Annotated in this window: 13 protein-coding genes; 4 read left to right on the plus strand and 9 right to left on the minus strand. The window is 40.9% G+C overall.

The genetic code is table 11. The features are described from left to right. Positions 1-24 precede the first annotated feature (24 nt). Positions 25-681: an MAE_28990/MAE_18760 family HEPN-like nuclease gene (locus tag APA_RS15855; protein WP_201323233.1), complete on the minus strand. Its 657-nt coding sequence runs from the start codon at positions 679-681 to the stop codon at positions 25-27. Further along, positions 678-1,787, minus strand: a complete 1,110-nt coding sequence (locus APA_RS15860) for a DUF262 domain-containing protein (RefSeq protein ID WP_201323234.1) — start codon at positions 1,785-1,787, stop codon at positions 678-680. Before APA_RS15860 ends, APA_RS15855 begins: the two co-directional genes overlap by 4 nt. A gap of 281 nt (positions 1,788-2,068) precedes the next feature. Between APA_RS15860 and APA_RS15865 the strand changes: the two genes are divergently transcribed. Next, positions 2,069-2,254, plus strand: coding sequence for a type II toxin-antitoxin system HicB family antitoxin (locus tag APA_RS15865; RefSeq protein ID WP_201323235.1), 186 nt, complete (start codon positions 2,069-2,071; stop codon positions 2,252-2,254). 84 nt (positions 2,255-2,338) lie between these two features. Here APA_RS15865 and APA_RS15870 read toward each other — a convergent pair whose 3' ends face one another. Both APA_RS15870 and APA_RS15875 read right to left on the minus strand, forming a co-directional pair. After that, positions 2,339-4,234, minus strand: a complete 1,896-nt coding sequence (locus tag APA_RS15870) for an aminopeptidase P family N-terminal domain-containing protein (protein ID WP_201323236.1) — start codon at positions 4,232-4,234, stop codon at positions 2,339-2,341. Between the two features lie 150 nt (positions 4,235-4,384). Continuing rightward, positions 4,385-4,903, minus strand: coding sequence for a hypothetical protein (locus APA_RS15875; RefSeq protein WP_201323237.1), 519 nt, complete (start codon positions 4,901-4,903; stop codon positions 4,385-4,387). Between the two features lie 209 nt (positions 4,904-5,112). On the opposite strand from APA_RS15875, the gene APA_RS15880 reads away from it, so the two are divergent. Together APA_RS15880 and APA_RS15885 are read left to right on the plus strand one after the other, a co-directional pair. Next, entirely contained in the window at positions 5,113-5,727 is a 615-nt protein-coding gene (locus APA_RS15880; protein WP_201323238.1) for a DedA family protein, read from the plus strand. A gap of 213 nt (positions 5,728-5,940) precedes the next feature. Further along, positions 5,941-7,245, plus strand: coding sequence for an after-VIT domain-containing protein (locus tag APA_RS15885; RefSeq protein ID WP_201323239.1), 1,305 nt, complete (start codon positions 5,941-5,943; stop codon positions 7,243-7,245). A gap of 32 nt (positions 7,246-7,277) precedes the next feature. On the opposite strand, the gene APA_RS15890 is transcribed toward APA_RS15885, so the two are convergent. The 4 genes from APA_RS15890 to APA_RS15905 form a co-directional block, all read right to left on the minus strand. Continuing rightward, positions 7,278-8,108, minus strand: coding sequence for an FHA domain-containing protein (locus APA_RS15890; protein ID WP_201323240.1), 831 nt, complete (start codon positions 8,106-8,108; stop codon positions 7,278-7,280). Between the two features lie 86 nt (positions 8,109-8,194). Then, positions 8,195-9,469 (minus strand): VWA domain-containing protein, encoded by a 1,275-nt coding sequence (locus APA_RS15895; RefSeq protein WP_201323241.1) that lies wholly within the window; start codon positions 9,467-9,469, stop codon positions 8,195-8,197. Position 9,470: 1 nt separating this feature from the next. Continuing rightward, positions 9,471-9,854, minus strand: coding sequence for a PleD family two-component system response regulator (locus tag APA_RS15900; RefSeq protein ID WP_201323242.1), 384 nt, complete (start codon positions 9,852-9,854; stop codon positions 9,471-9,473). A gap of 96 nt (positions 9,855-9,950) precedes the next feature. Further along, positions 9,951-11,432, minus strand: a complete 1,482-nt coding sequence (locus APA_RS15905) for an adenylate/guanylate cyclase domain-containing protein (protein WP_201323243.1) — start codon at positions 11,430-11,432, stop codon at positions 9,951-9,953. 289 nt (positions 11,433-11,721) lie between these two features. Here APA_RS15905 and APA_RS15910 point away from each other — a divergent pair, with 289 nt between their 5' ends. Then, complete coding sequence (locus APA_RS15910) at positions 11,722-12,612, plus strand: vWA domain-containing protein (RefSeq protein WP_201323244.1); 891 nt, start codon at positions 11,722-11,724, stop codon at positions 12,610-12,612. A 31-nt stretch (positions 12,613-12,643) separates the two neighbouring features. Here APA_RS15910 and APA_RS25250 read toward each other — a convergent pair whose 3' ends face one another. Continuing rightward, positions 12,644-13,468 carry a septal ring lytic transglycosylase RlpA family protein gene (locus APA_RS25250; protein ID WP_236579604.1) on the minus strand — a complete coding sequence of 275 codons (825 nt, stop codon included), beginning with the start codon at positions 13,466-13,468 and terminating at the stop codon, positions 12,644-12,646. Positions 13,469-13,862: the final 394 nt, after the last annotated feature.

Below are 13,862 nucleotides of genomic sequence, written 5' to 3' on the forward strand. Positions count from 1 at the left end.
CCGTTGAATTTATGCAATTCCAAGCTAATTATGCATAAATTTTTTTAATGCGGCAGAATTTTCTATTTGAGTGCGAAATATTTCAAGCATTGTTATAACTTCTTCATGTAGCTCTATATATGCTTCCCTATCAGGCATCTCACTATAATCGTTTCCATGTGCGATTTCATTCCTTGATTTTAATAACTTGACATCAATCAATACGATTTTAGTAGAATATGGTAAAAAGTCTAGACCAAGAATCTCAGTTATTTCTTTTAAGATTTCAGAAGATAGATTTGATGCAGTTGATATTGCATCTTTAGGTTCAGGCAAGGAACATCTTTGATCTAATTGCGAAAGAAAAAAATTACAAACAGGGATGAATGATGACGGTTTATTTGTCTCTTTTGCTTCTCTAAGTTGTGATTTCATAGCTAAAGCCAAAAAATTCTTAGAAAGCTGATTATATTTTAGTTTTCTTGCTATAACGTACTCTAAATAAGAGATTGCCGCTAGTTTTACAAACCCTTCCCAATGAGAATAAAGAATACATACCCCACTCCTAAGCAACGCATTATGTCTTTGATTTGAGAGACTTTTCTGTTCTATCAAAGATTTGATTTCGGAAAGCTCTCTCTTTCGCCAAACAAGATCTTTAGCGAGTTTATCACTTAATTCTTCAAGAGTTCGGATCTTCATAAAGGAGAAAACTTGCGTCTGCCAAGGGGGATGAGAAAGGGTAATCGTCTAGACGCATTTACACCTGCTCCTGACCACTGTTGATAAATCGGATCTGACCAGATGCTTTTTATGTGATCAGAAACTTGATTAGTAGGAAGTGGATTTTGGTAGTTATATCCAATTCCTAAAGCGATTACCTCATATGCAGACAATATGAAGCCTCCAAGGAACCTATCGCTATCAGTTTTATAACGCTTAAAACTGTTATCTTTCGTGGTTTGATCAAGAATATTGAATGTCCAATTAAATGCTTCCTTTATACGCTCAATATTTAAATCTTCTTTGAGAGCCATTTCACGCATTCTATCAGTTAAAAAGACGCTAACGTCTCCACCTAACTTCTGAAGGCTTTCATCATCTTTATCAAATAGCAGAATAAAGCGTAACACCAATTCCATATCATACTGTTCTTCATAAAGTCTATCACTTAGAGCAATACAGCTTTTGAACGATTCACTATCTGCAAGTTGTCTAACCAAATCAAATAAATCCTTATTCAACATCAAAAGAATACAATTCCTCACCTCTTGTGGTGTCGCAATAGAGCCTCCAGTATTCAATCTCTGAAATAGCTCGTATTTGATCATTTCATCGCTTTCTTTTTGAATAATATGTACTGCAATTTTTGACCGTTTAATGATTAACCTCTGTGCTTGAGTTAGGGAGTTATCTGCATCTTCTGGATCATCCCATTTTTTCCCTTTTAAAGAAGGTAAATACGTTGTTTCTTGTAATGCTACTAATGAGCTATTCTCAGTTTGATTATGAGATCTAAAGATACCAATAAATTCATATATTGTTGATAATCTTTGTAGACCATCAATAACATCCCAAATACCATCATCTCTTTGACTAACAAAAATAGGTGGGATTGGTATACCTAAAAGAATTGATTCAATAAAAGTCGATTTCTGATGCTCTGACCAGCGAAAAAATCTTTGAAAATCGGGATGAATATCAATTTCGTTTTTCTCGTAAAGGCTTATCCACTCACCAATAGACATTGAGTAGCCATCTGTCCGAATTTCCTGTCTTGTTTTATCAATTTCTTCTTGGAGAGACATTTTTAGTAGACCTTAAATAATCATGCATCTTAGATATTCTAATGATAACTGTATAACTATGCTTAAGTGATAGCAATACCTAGACATTAACAATGGTAAGACTGCTAAATAACTATACTTATTCAGGCATCATTTCAAAAGTTTTTTATAAAATGAGATATTTATAGCCAATCTCATAATTAGGTAACACTAATGAGTATCACAATTACAGCCTAAAAGTTGTGAGATTACTGACACCTGTTCAGGAGATCGCTGATAATTTACTTCTATAGTTATAAACTATGAAACAACTCAAACAACTAACCTGTATCATCGAACGTGAAGGCGACGGCTATGTATCCCTTTGCCCACAGATAGATATTGCCAGTCAAGGCGACTCCGTAGAAGAAGCCAGAAAAAACCTGATTGAAGCGATCGAATTATTTTTTGAAATTGCAAGTCCCCAAGAAATTCTAAAATTTATTTGAATAGTGGCAAGTAAGCGATCGCCCAATCCCATCATCACTAGTACCATCACACCCCAAGACTACATCAGGCGATCGTAAACCGCATCAAAAGTTACAAGCTTGATTTAACCAAACCGTTTCCTCATCTGTGAGTAAAGGAGATAATTTCTGCACCACAGATGCATAGTAGCTTTCCAACCATGAGATTTGTTGAGGATTTAGCTTGCTGCGATCGATCAGTTTCCTGTCAAAGGGAATGTAAGTCAAGGATTCAAACTCGTACCAAGGGGTTTTATTGGGATTTGGCTCCTGAGAACTGTCTAATTCTTGCTCCACTTCTTTCACAAAATATAGGTTTTCCAAGCGAATACCGCCCCATTTCGGTTGATAGTAGCCTGGTTCGATGCTGTTGATTGTACCCAGATCGAGAGATTGATTAACGCGCTTACTGATACCATTTGGTCCCTCATGGACATTGAGGAATACGCCTACGCCGTGACCAGTGCCATGTCCAAAATCAAGTCCACTTTGCCACATTGAAGAACGGGCAATACCATCGATTTGGCTACCAGTTGTGCCTTTAGGGAATTTTTGCATCGCGCAATTGATATGGGACTTGAGAACTTCCGTATAGAGATCGCATTGTTCGGTAGTCGGCTTGCTGATGCTAATGGCACGAGTATCATCGGTAGTCCCGCCGTAAAATTGTGAGCCAGAATCCAATAGCAGCAATTCGCCATGGAGAAGCTTGCAAGCGGGATTAGGATTGCTGTAATGGACGATGGAGCCATTCGCACCAGTACCTGCGATCGTTGGGAAGCTGAGATCGTAGAAACCTTCTTGCTGCTTATATAAGCCTTCAATTTTATCGGCAACATCACGTTCACTGATGGTGTTGCCAGCATCGATTTGTTCTTCTATCCATTTGAGAGTAAGAGTTTTAGCAAAGCTAGCCTTGAGGTTAGCTTGTTGCATTTGGGCGATTTCTACAGCATTCTTATGCGCTTTGAAAGTCTCGATTGGATGTTCAGCAGCAACTATTTTCGCTTTGACATCCTTAAGTTGCAGATATGTGCCATAGGTGGTTTGGGCGATCGCAACCAGTACATTCTGCTGTTCAGCAACTAGCGATCGCAGGGTGGGAATGTATTGCTCGTAATCTAGAATTTGCACCTGCCCAGCCAGAGACTGACGCACTAGCTCATCAATGCGCGATGAATTTGTAAAGAGATATGCATCAGTTGTAGTGACGATCGCATAGCTAATAAATACAGGATTGCATTCGACATCACGACCGCGCAAATTGTAAAGCCATGCAATCTGATCTAGCTTAGTCACAGGTAAAACTGATGTTTTCTTCTTGCCCATGACTTCGCGGACGCGCTCTAATTTTTTGGCTAAACTCTCACCAGTAACTGATTCAGGAAGAGTAATTACGGGTTGATCGCCAAAGGTTGGAACTGGTTCACTTTCTATCCAAGGACTTTGCGATCGCACTGCATCTACTAAGTTTTCGATAATTGGAACTATCTCTACTCCACTGTTGTTCAAACGTTCTGAGAAGTGGCGATATTGAGCGACAGTAATTGTAAAGGGATCAATACCTAATCGCAAGGTTTGCAATTGTTTTGCAGCAGTTTGACCAAGTTCTTCAAGCACTTCTTCTACGGTTTGATGCTCTTCTAGACCAACTTTGCAAACCTTTTGGAGATTCGCATCTACTTGCATATCCGCTTGCTCGTAATAACGCGAATCCACAAATACCCAAGCCCGATCAGTACCAATTAAAAAATCACCTGCGGAGCCAGTAAAGCCACTAATCCATTGACGACGTTGTTTGGCTTCGGGTAGATATTCATTGAGATGCTCATCGGCTGAAGGGACAAAATAAGCATCTAACTTATGTTTGGCGAGTTGCGATCGCAGAGCGGCAAATTTCTGAGCAGTTCCTTTTGATTCAATAGATGGGGATTCTGCGGGCAAAGTCTGCAATAAAACCATGAAGTTTTGGAGAATATAATTTGGTCTATGAAAATTCTAACCTAAGTACCTTGGCTTAAAACCCAAAAAGGCAAAGCGCCCGCTATGCGGGCGCTTTGCCTTTTTGGGTTTTAGTTTTTATAAAGGTGGCGCAATGGGCCGCTTTTATTTTTAATCTACATAAGATCCACGATATTTGATCCGCTCTTTCGGTTTGGCAGACTTTTGGGAGTCTTTTGTAGAATTTAGTAAGTCTTGAGAAGTCTCATCTGAAATATTCGCAACATTTGCTCCGCGATATTTGATGACAGGCTGAGACTCACCAACATTTTTTTGATCGCTTTTAATCGCTAAGTCTTCTGGTTTGTATCGATTTCCTCGATACTGCATGACTTCAATTTCTTCTTCAACAATCCCATTAAATTCATCTTGATCGGGGGTCGAAGTACCTGACCTAGAAAATTTATCAAAATTTCTAGCTTTAGGTGGAGTATAGAGCTTACCCAAAACGGTATAACAAAAATAGGGTAGCCCTACAGCAATCACCAGAATGACTAACAGCGAATCTATCTGCGTCAGAAAATTAGAGATAAAGTCTATATGGTTTGAGGAAGCCCACATCGAGATCATAGAGAAAACTGTGACTGCCGAGGCAACTTGTAAACTGCGATAAATAAAAGACTTTTTCATGGGCTATTAGCTACAATTACCTTATGTGAAATTTATGTAATTGCACCGTAATAATTTGCGCTTTAGAGATACGCTTACAAATACAATTAGCGACGTATTCTACTAACATAACCTTTATTGACGATCTAAATCGCTACATTCGCTACGATTTTTGGTAGGGTTTAAAAGGATGTTTGGCAAATAAGCAACTTTATAACTGGGCGAATACAATGCAGGAATGGATTACTAATACCATGAACTCCCTAGGCTATCTAGGGATTGGGTTACTGATGTTTTTAGAAAATCTGTTCCCACCAATTCCTTCAGAGTTGATTATGCCTTTGGCGGGATATACCGCAACTTTTCCCAATACACAAATTCAGGTTGTTCCTGCGATCGCCGCAGGAGTAATTGGTACGATCTTGGGCGCGATCCCTTGGTACTATGCGGGGCTATTGCTCGGACAACAGCGATTACAATTGTTAGCAAGTCGCTATGGTAAATGGATTGGCATTTCTGGCGAAGACATTGAGAAATCGACGAATTGGTTTCAAAAGCATGGCTCAAAGGCAGTTTTATTCGGTCGGCTGGTTCCTGGCATTCGCACTTTGATTTCCATTCCCGCAGGTATTAGCAAAATGCCTATAGTCCCATTCTTTATCTATTCCACGATTGGGACGATTGGCTGGGTAACTTTATTAACCTATGCGGGTTACTTCTTGGGTAAAAACTACAAGTTAGTCGAAGACTATATTGATGTGATTACCAAGGTCGTAGTTTTTGGTGTTTTGCTAGCGATCGCCTCATTTATTGGCTATCGCCTATGGAAGCGATCGCGCAAATAAAACCCAAAACTTTTTGGGCAGGCGAAGCCCACCCAAACAATTTACAATCCAACGAACCAAAAACCCGTTAAAAGTGTTGCAAAGCAGCACTTTTAACGGGTTTTTGGATTTGGGTTTGACCGCAAACCGCTGTTAAGAAACTAAAATCACCTATATAATCAGAATAGCTAGATTCAGTCAGGGCAAGCGCCAAACTCGCCAAATATAAGCCCCATGCGTTACTCACATTCGGAATCAAATACATTGAGCCGCCGCTACGAATTGCCGACCTGTCTCCTAGAGGTCTGGACAGAGCGATCGCCTCTATCGGATTGGCAATCACAAATTGTTGCTCAAAATTTGAGCTTTCGTCTGCAATTAGCTCACGGCAAAAAAATTATTAAAGGCAATCAGCAGCAAATTGTCAATTTAATCGAAGTCGTTACCGCCTATTGCGATCGCTGGTTGATACAAGATGACTTTGAAACTCTCGATCATGCGATCGCCGTTCCCCAATTACCGAAGTTGCAACTCTCGACTTTACAATTATTTGACCTGTACGAAAGTCTAGAACTCTGTACCAATGAGTTTGTGATTTTGCCAAACTTAGTACTGGAAGTGCGCCGCCTCAATCCAAACTGGCTCAAAATTGTTGCAGGAGCGATCGCGATCGTCGGTGTCAGTATTGGCACAATCCGTCTGATTTCGCCACCATTTGGTGAGCAACCCAGCTATCAAATTGCTTCTACGCCTGCTGCTAACGATCCTGAGAAAGCATCAATACCTCCCGTTAGTTTAGACAACAAAGTAGAAAATCGTGCAAAAGTGGATGCCTCTCCCAAATCTACTAATCCGATTACTCTTGGATCTAAACCTTCTCTTTCTGAAGAAAAAAGCAATGTAGCAAAGGCTCCTGCTGCTGCTAGCCGCTCTCAATCTCCACAAAATATAAATCGCGACCGCAAGGATCTAGAGCAATCCAGTAAAGTCGAGATCGTGCCAGAATCTGGTGTTGCTGATTCTATTAATTCCCAACGTGCGACGGATAATCTTCCATCTATTACGGGGGCGATAAAACCATCAAGTCCAACGACAAGACCAAGGCAATTAGAGGCTCCAAAAATTGATAATTCTTCTCAACCAACAACAATAGCAGGTGAATCTGCTCCATCATCTACAGCCCCATTTGCACCGTTATCTATTCCCTCGACAGAGTCTCGTGTGACTAGTAACAATGCCATAACTAATATCAAAGTTAATATCAAAGTTTTACAGATTCAATCAGAACTTCCAAGTGATATAACCTCAGCTTTAGTTCGTTACATCCAAACTCAGCAAATCACTACATCCACAAGAGGTACGATCACCTTCGAGTTAGAGATTTCAGGCGATCGCATTAGTAATATATCTACTGATAATCAAGGTTCGATATTGAAAGATGCCAATACGATCTCCGAAGTAGAAAAGCTCATTTTAAACTGGCGATCGCCTAATCCTACCAATGGCAAAATCCGTCTAGTGCTGCAATTATCCCCATAAAAAAGGGCGCAAAGCGAAAGCACTCTATTGCGTTATGGGGTCAGTTGAAATACAAAGCTAACTTTGTCACCTTTACCGAGAGAAATGCGATCGCCTGCCCTGAGCTTATGACGATTGCCCACAGGTAAGGGCAAATTATTGACATAAGTACCATTGGAGCTACCTGTATCCTCAAGGTAAAAAGAGCCAGCCTCAGCACGGATATCCGCATGGATACGCGAAACAATATCTGAATCTGGGAAACCCGACACATCAATATCGGGAGGAATTACCGTATTTGATTTACCAATATGCACTACTGGTAAATGCGCAGGAATTTCGATATTTAGATTAGTCTGCACATGTAGCAAAGACGCAGCGAATTGCTGTAACTGTGTCTTGATACTCATCGGCGCACTAATTGGCTCATTCACAGGTGTAGTTATAGGTGTGGTTACAGATGGATTTTGCTCCTCTGCTGCGAGCAAGTTTTCGATATCGGTAAACTTGGGAACAGTTGGTCCCTCGGCGAAAGAATTAGCGACTAAATTTGCGGCAGAATCATCTTCAGTCATTGCATCAGGAAAAGAATTTGACATATCGCTGGAAATAGATGGTAAAGGGAAAATTTCAGTTGATGGATCGATTGATGGCGCGATCGCACTTTTAGCTTTTATTTCAGCATTAACATCTGGGAGTGGATTGGTTGACGTTGCTGCACTCAGATTAAACCCACAATGTCCGCAAAACTTAGCATCTGATAACACAGTTGCACCACAACTAGGACATTGAATATTTTTGACAATTGGTAACGGCGTAAAACAGGCTTCGCAGTTTACGGCTCCGTCAGGGTTGGCATGGGTGCAACTAGGACAAATAATCATAAGGGCAACTTAAGATGGATAGTTTTATACATTCGCGATGAACATTGCGATGATCAGCGTCTAGAGACACTTACTTAATCTAAAATTTAAGGACTTGGTGGCGATTGCAGTACAGTTTTGGACGCGATACGTGTTTTTTTGCGATCAGCTTCGCTTAGAGTCGTGCCTTCTTGGAGACGGGTTGCATTGTTTTGCAAGATCGTTGAGGCATTGTGATCGCCCATTTGCAAAGCTGTTTTAGCAGCAGATTGTAACATTGTCGCCGCCCCAGTGCGATCGCCCTGTTGTAGCTTTTGTTCTGCAAGTTGGGTTTGGCGATATTTGGCTAAAGCTAATAAATAATTCTGCACCTGCGGATCGACATTTGGCGTAAAGTCTTGAACTAACTCTGCCGTGATTGCTACTAATGATGACAATGAATTAGTTTTTGCTAGGGCAGGGATGTCAAAACGGGCTTGGGCCGTCAAAATCGGAATTTCCAAATTATCAGGATATTCGGCAATGTAACTAGCAGGGCTGATATAAAGATTAAATAGCACCACCCTTTCTACATCCGTCATCAGATCGCCAAGTCTAACAATAATCGCATTCCCCTCGGTTTGGTAGGGCAGCTCGATTGTGTCAGGAGCAACTTGGGCGATCGGCTTTAATTCCGCTAGCCTGACATGGGGTGCAAGCTGCAAAATTAAATGAGCATTGGTCAGTCTGATCGCTTGGACACGTTTTAATAATTTCTGAAATTCTTCTCCTGCTACCTCAGGTGTAGGGATATACGCCATCGCACCACCGCCAGCGTCAGCAATGCGTTCCAGTACATCCTGATTCCAGCTATCACCAAAACCAAGGCTATGCAAGGTCATGTTGTATTCAGTGGCTAAGCGCGAAAACTGGAAACAACGTTCATTATCGCCATGCTCATTTTCGCCATCAGTCAGCACAAAAATCTGGCTTACTGTGCCATCTTTGCCCTTGCTGCTTTCCTGTAAGCCCAACTTGATACCATCATCGATACAAGTGCCACCCGAAGCTTTAAGTGATTGAATCTTGGCTTTGATTGATTCAATCCGATCAACGGGTTGATTTTCGACTACCACATGAGCCTTGTGATCAAACCCAATTACACTAATTCGATCTTGCGGATACATGCAATCAACTAGATCTTGAGCAGCGCGTTTGACCGTGTCAAGGGGCTGCCCTCCCATGGAGCCACTGTGATCTAAAACAAGGCACAAGTTAAGCGGCGCATTATTACCATCAAAAGCAGCGTTCGCTGAAACAGCGATCGCCAACTGGCGTTGACTACTGGCTTGGCTGCTATCGAGAGTGCGATCGCTTAACTTACAGGTCAAATTTACGCTCATTTTAAGTCTCTATTCCGAGGATTTCACAGGATTTTTCTAGGATTTCATCAGGGTCAAAAGGCTTAGTCATGTATATGTCCGCCCCAACATCTTTGCCTCGACTGCGATCGAATTCTTGCCCCTTAGCTGTCAGCATGATGATATATACATCATTTAATTCAGGATCAGCTTTGACTTTTTGACATACATCATAACCATTCATCTTTGGCATCATTACGTCTAAGAATACTAAATTTGGCTTTTCACGCTGAATCGCCTCCAGTGCTTCCAAACCATTAGTTGCTGTCAATAGCTCTACGTCATGATCTTCCAGCTCTTCTAAGGTTTGCTCCAAAAGCAAACGGATATGCGGCTCATCGTCAACAATTAGTAATTTTTTGCTCATCTTTCAAGCCTGCGATGTATCTCAAAACTAATGTATCACTTACAGCGCTAAGCGCTTAAAAATAATCCAGAAAAGTGGCACTTCGCAGTACTTCTGCTAATCTTCATAGATTACCTCAAAAACTTCGACTAGCTTCTTTTTTCCCTTGACAGGTAGAGTTCCAAACTCCCTAAACTCAAAAGCAGACTGTGTTGCTTCGTAGACACTGCGCGTCACCAAAATCTGACCACCCTTTGCTAATCCCTGCAACCGAGAAGCAATGTTCATCTCATCACCGATCGCAGTGTAGTCCATATGCTGAGGTGAGCCAATATTACCGACAATCACATCCCCAGAACTAATGCCAATCCCTGTAATGAAGTTCTCACGAATCCAGTCAATCGGTAAATTTTTGATGCGCTTTTGCATATTGATTGCCGCCGCGATCGCCCAATACTCACGATCTGCGATCGCCGATGGAGCGCCAAACATCGCCACAATCATATCGCCCACAAACTTATTCACCGTTCCCTGATGATTGAAAATTACATCCACCATCTGCGTAAAATATTCATTGAGATAAGTCACAAGTTGCTCTGGCTCTAATTCTTCACACTTAGTCGTGAAATTACGAATATCAGAAAACAACATGGCAATTCTCCGCCTACTGGTAGTTAGTGATACTTCCTCTTTCTCATTAATTACCGCCTCAGCCACCTGTGGCGAGAGATAGCGCTCTAAATTATTTTTGATTCTCTGTTCTCGCAATTTACTCTCGTGAAGAATCGCATTCTCGATTGCTCCAGAAGCCTGGGTAACAATTGCTGAAAAAAGTTTAAGGTCTTGAGATGTATAGCTAACAGGCTCAGAATTACTAATGTTAACTACACCAATAGTTCGATCTTTGGTCAGAATTGGTGCACAAATGATCGCATAGCAGTCATTTTCATTGATGACATAGCGAGGATCTTGTGTCGCATCATTGACTAGCTCAGGTCTACCTGTGGTAAATACATAACCAGCAATTCCCACATTAGCAGGAACCTGTAAGCTATTTACATTCTCGGCAGTGCCTTTAGCAGATACAATTTCCAGACAATTAGTTTGATGATTATGTAGCATCACTGATGCGCTAGTAGATGAAATTAACCGACTAGCTTCTTCAAGTACCAGAGCACCGATTTCTTTCACATCTAGACAGTTCGACATTTTGCTAGCGATCGTATAGAGGAGGTTAATCTCTCGATATTTATCTAAAGCATCAGCCGCCAGAGTTTTCTGCTCAAATTCACGGTTGGCTAAATAGCTCAAAAAATCAGCAACTTGCTCAACTTGTTCGTCACCTATTACCCATCCTAATATCTCATCGCCGAGTACCACAGGGATTTTATTTAAACCCTCATTGACGGTCAGATTGTTAATGCTTTCTGGACTGTTTTCGCTAAGAGTAGTTGCTGTATCCATTCCCAAATCTGCAACCAAAACCACCCCTTCTTGATCTTGAATTACAATCGGAGAAATGAGTTGCGTAACTAATCCTCTCAACAAGGATAATATCTCTCTTTTGAGCAGTATCTTTTTGAGACTAATAGATTGCATAAGTTAAGAATTGTATTAACGATATTTAGAATACTTAGAACCGCCCATTCTAAATATGATAACGACTAATAGAGTAGAAACAAACGCCATAATGCTTAGGAAGAACCCCAAAGAGTAGATGGCGGCGCGAAGCGCCGCCATCTACTCTTTGGGGTTTGATTTAATAATTGCGATCGCTTAAGTGAAATAGCTGAATTTCGATCAGGAAGTTTTTTATTGAGCTTACCTTTGCTAGACTGAACTTAATTCTTGAGACACAACTTAAAATAAGGAATCGGGTAAGTTTAATATGCCTTACTCAGCAGAAATCAGTCGCCGTCAACCTAGTTGTTTCCTATTCCTCATCGATCAATCTGGTTCGATGGCGGATGCATTTTCTAACGATAGTGCTAGCAAAGGGACAGCAAAAGGAGCAAATGAAAGCTTACATAAGACTAGTGAACCGATCCAGAAAGCGCAAGCAGTTGCTGATGCGGTAAATCGCTTGCTGGACTCACTTGGACAACGCTGCGTCAAGGGTAATGAAATTTATGATTACTTTGATGTTGGCGTAATTGGTTACAACAGTGAAGTTGCATCAGCTCTGAACGGGCTTGCTGGTGAGAACGCGATCGCCCCAATTGGCAAAATTTATGAAAATCCGTCTGAACTAGAAAAACGCGCTCAAAAACTACCTGATGGTATGGGCGGTTTAGTTGAAGTCTACAATGACTTTCCCATTTGGTTTAAGCCGATCGCTAGTGGTGGAACGGCTATGTGCAGTGTATTTGCACTGGCGCGAATTTTGCTAGAGGACTGGATTGAGAAGCACCCTAATAGCTATCCACCGACGATTATCAACATTACCGATGGCGAATCTACCGATGGAGACCCCACGGAAGAAGCGATTAATCTCAAAAAATTGAGTACTTCTGACGGTTCAGTTCTGCTCTATAACATCCATCTCTCCGCAGAATTTACACAGCCTGTGTCTTTTCCCAATACGGCAGAAGTGTTGAGTGATCCCTATGCTCGTTTAATGTTCGATCTATCCAGCCCTCTGCCCTATGCTGCCCAAAAAGCCGCTGAGAAAGAAGGCTATAAGATCACACCTGATGCTAGAGCCTTTATGTTTAATGCCGATCCTGTAAAACTAATTCAGTTTCTTGATATTGGTACACGTACCGAAAACTTGCGATAAATAAATTGCGGCGCGATGCGCCGTTTTTTATTTAATTGTTTAGGACTAGTACTGTTGCGGTGATTGGGACAACGCCAACTTCATCGCTATTGAGGGCGATCGCAGCGGCATGGGACAAATCAAGATTGCGATCGCCTACATAGGGACCGCGATCGTTGATTCTTACCACCACTGACTTCCCATTTTGCTGATTGGTAACTTTTAGATACGTGTCAAATGGCAAACTAGGATGAGCCGCCGTGAAATCTTGCTGTTCAAATTGCTCACCTGAGGCTGTCTGTCTACCTTGAAAATAGGGGCCATACCAAGAAGCAACACCATCAATCTGTTCATCAGTCGAAGCTAATCGATACATTTGTTTTTGGGCTTCTACTAAAGTTAGCGGCTTAGCTCCTGCACTAACCCGCAAGTTATTAATCCATTGCGTCAGTTTTAGCGAAGGGTTAACAGCCTCTGATTTGGGGATTTTAAATAAGATCGCATTTTTATACTTACCAATATATTCACCATTTATTGTCACTGGCTCTAGACGATTGGAATCAAAGTCTGTGGCATTCATCGTAATGGCAAGTTGAGCCGATGCGATCAGGGCATTAGCCAAATCTTTAACCAAAAATGCTGGTTGATTATTCACCATGATCATCCATTCATTTACAGACTTTGACCAAAATTTGATCGTATATTTGGGTTTATTAGATGCTAATAAATAATCACTTTCAAAAAATTTATCTTGATGTGCTAGAGGGGCGCTATAACTAATTGGTTGATTAAATGTATCAGTTAAAATTGTGGGTGAAGACGCACCAGAGATAAGCGAAACCAAAGGAATCGCCCAAAGAGCAGATGAGGTAGACATAGTTTTAGAGGTTAAGCAACAGAGATGTTTTTTAAGCAATCGTTGAAAATGAGCATTGTAAAATTTGCTTACTTAGTAGAGATCAAAAAACAGGTTAATAATTAACATGGATAAAGTTTAAATTCAAGAAGATTAAATATATGAGGTTTAAAATCAATTTAAAAGTAGAGGCAGCTTTAAAACTACGATATTAGCGGGGATCATAAATCATCCTTGAGAAAGAGATAGAACTATTAGTATCTAATTTGACATAAAAATTCATTTAAAACTTTGATCGCTATCGGTATAAGTAGGAAAGTTGCTCGATTATTGATAAGATTTGCGATCGCAAATTTAAATATATATAGCAATGTAAGTTTTGCTTAGGACATAAAACCCAAAAGATGAGTGGCGG

This window comes from Pseudanabaena sp. lw0831 (assembly GCF_016584665.1).
Lineage (GTDB): Bacteria > Cyanobacteriota > Cyanobacteriia > Pseudanabaenales > Pseudanabaenaceae > Pseudanabaena.

Coding starts and splice junctions, on each gene's coding strand:
- APA_RS25250 (WP_236579604.1), bottom strand. CDS start 13,468: ATGTCTACCTCATCTGCTCTTTGGGCGATTCCTTTGGTTTCGCTTATC.
- APA_RS15855 (WP_201323233.1), bottom strand. CDS start 681: ATGAAGATCCGAACTCTTGAAGAATTAAGTGATAAACTCGCTAAAGAT.
- APA_RS15895 (WP_201323241.1), bottom strand. CDS start 9,469: ATGAGCGTAAATTTGACCTGTAAGTTAAGCGATCGCACTCTCGATAGC.
- APA_RS15875 (WP_201323237.1), bottom strand. CDS start 4,903: ATGAAAAAGTCTTTTATTTATCGCAGTTTACAAGTTGCCTCGGCAGTC.
- APA_RS15860 (WP_201323234.1), bottom strand. CDS start 1,787: ATGTCTCTCCAAGAAGAAATTGATAAAACAAGACAGGAAATTCGGACA.
- APA_RS15910 (WP_201323244.1), top strand. CDS start 11,722: ATGCCTTACTCAGCAGAAATCAGTCGCCGTCAACCTAGTTGTTTCCTA.
- APA_RS15905 (WP_201323243.1), bottom strand. CDS start 11,432: ATGCAATCTATTAGTCTCAAAAAGATACTGCTCAAAAGAGAGATATTA.
- APA_RS15890 (WP_201323240.1), bottom strand. CDS start 8,108: ATGATTATTTGTCCTAGTTGCACCCATGCCAACCCTGACGGAGCCGTA.
- APA_RS15865 (WP_201323235.1), top strand. CDS start 2,069: ATGAAACAACTCAAACAACTAACCTGTATCATCGAACGTGAAGGCGAC.
- APA_RS15880 (WP_201323238.1), top strand. CDS start 5,113: ATGCAGGAATGGATTACTAATACCATGAACTCCCTAGGCTATCTAGGG.
- APA_RS15885 (WP_201323239.1), top strand. CDS start 5,941: ATGCGTTACTCACATTCGGAATCAAATACATTGAGCCGCCGCTACGAA.
- APA_RS15870 (WP_201323236.1), bottom strand. CDS start 4,234: ATGGTTTTATTGCAGACTTTGCCCGCAGAATCCCCATCTATTGAATCA.
- APA_RS15900 (WP_201323242.1), bottom strand. CDS start 9,854: ATGAGCAAAAAATTACTAATTGTTGACGATGAGCCGCATATCCGTTTG.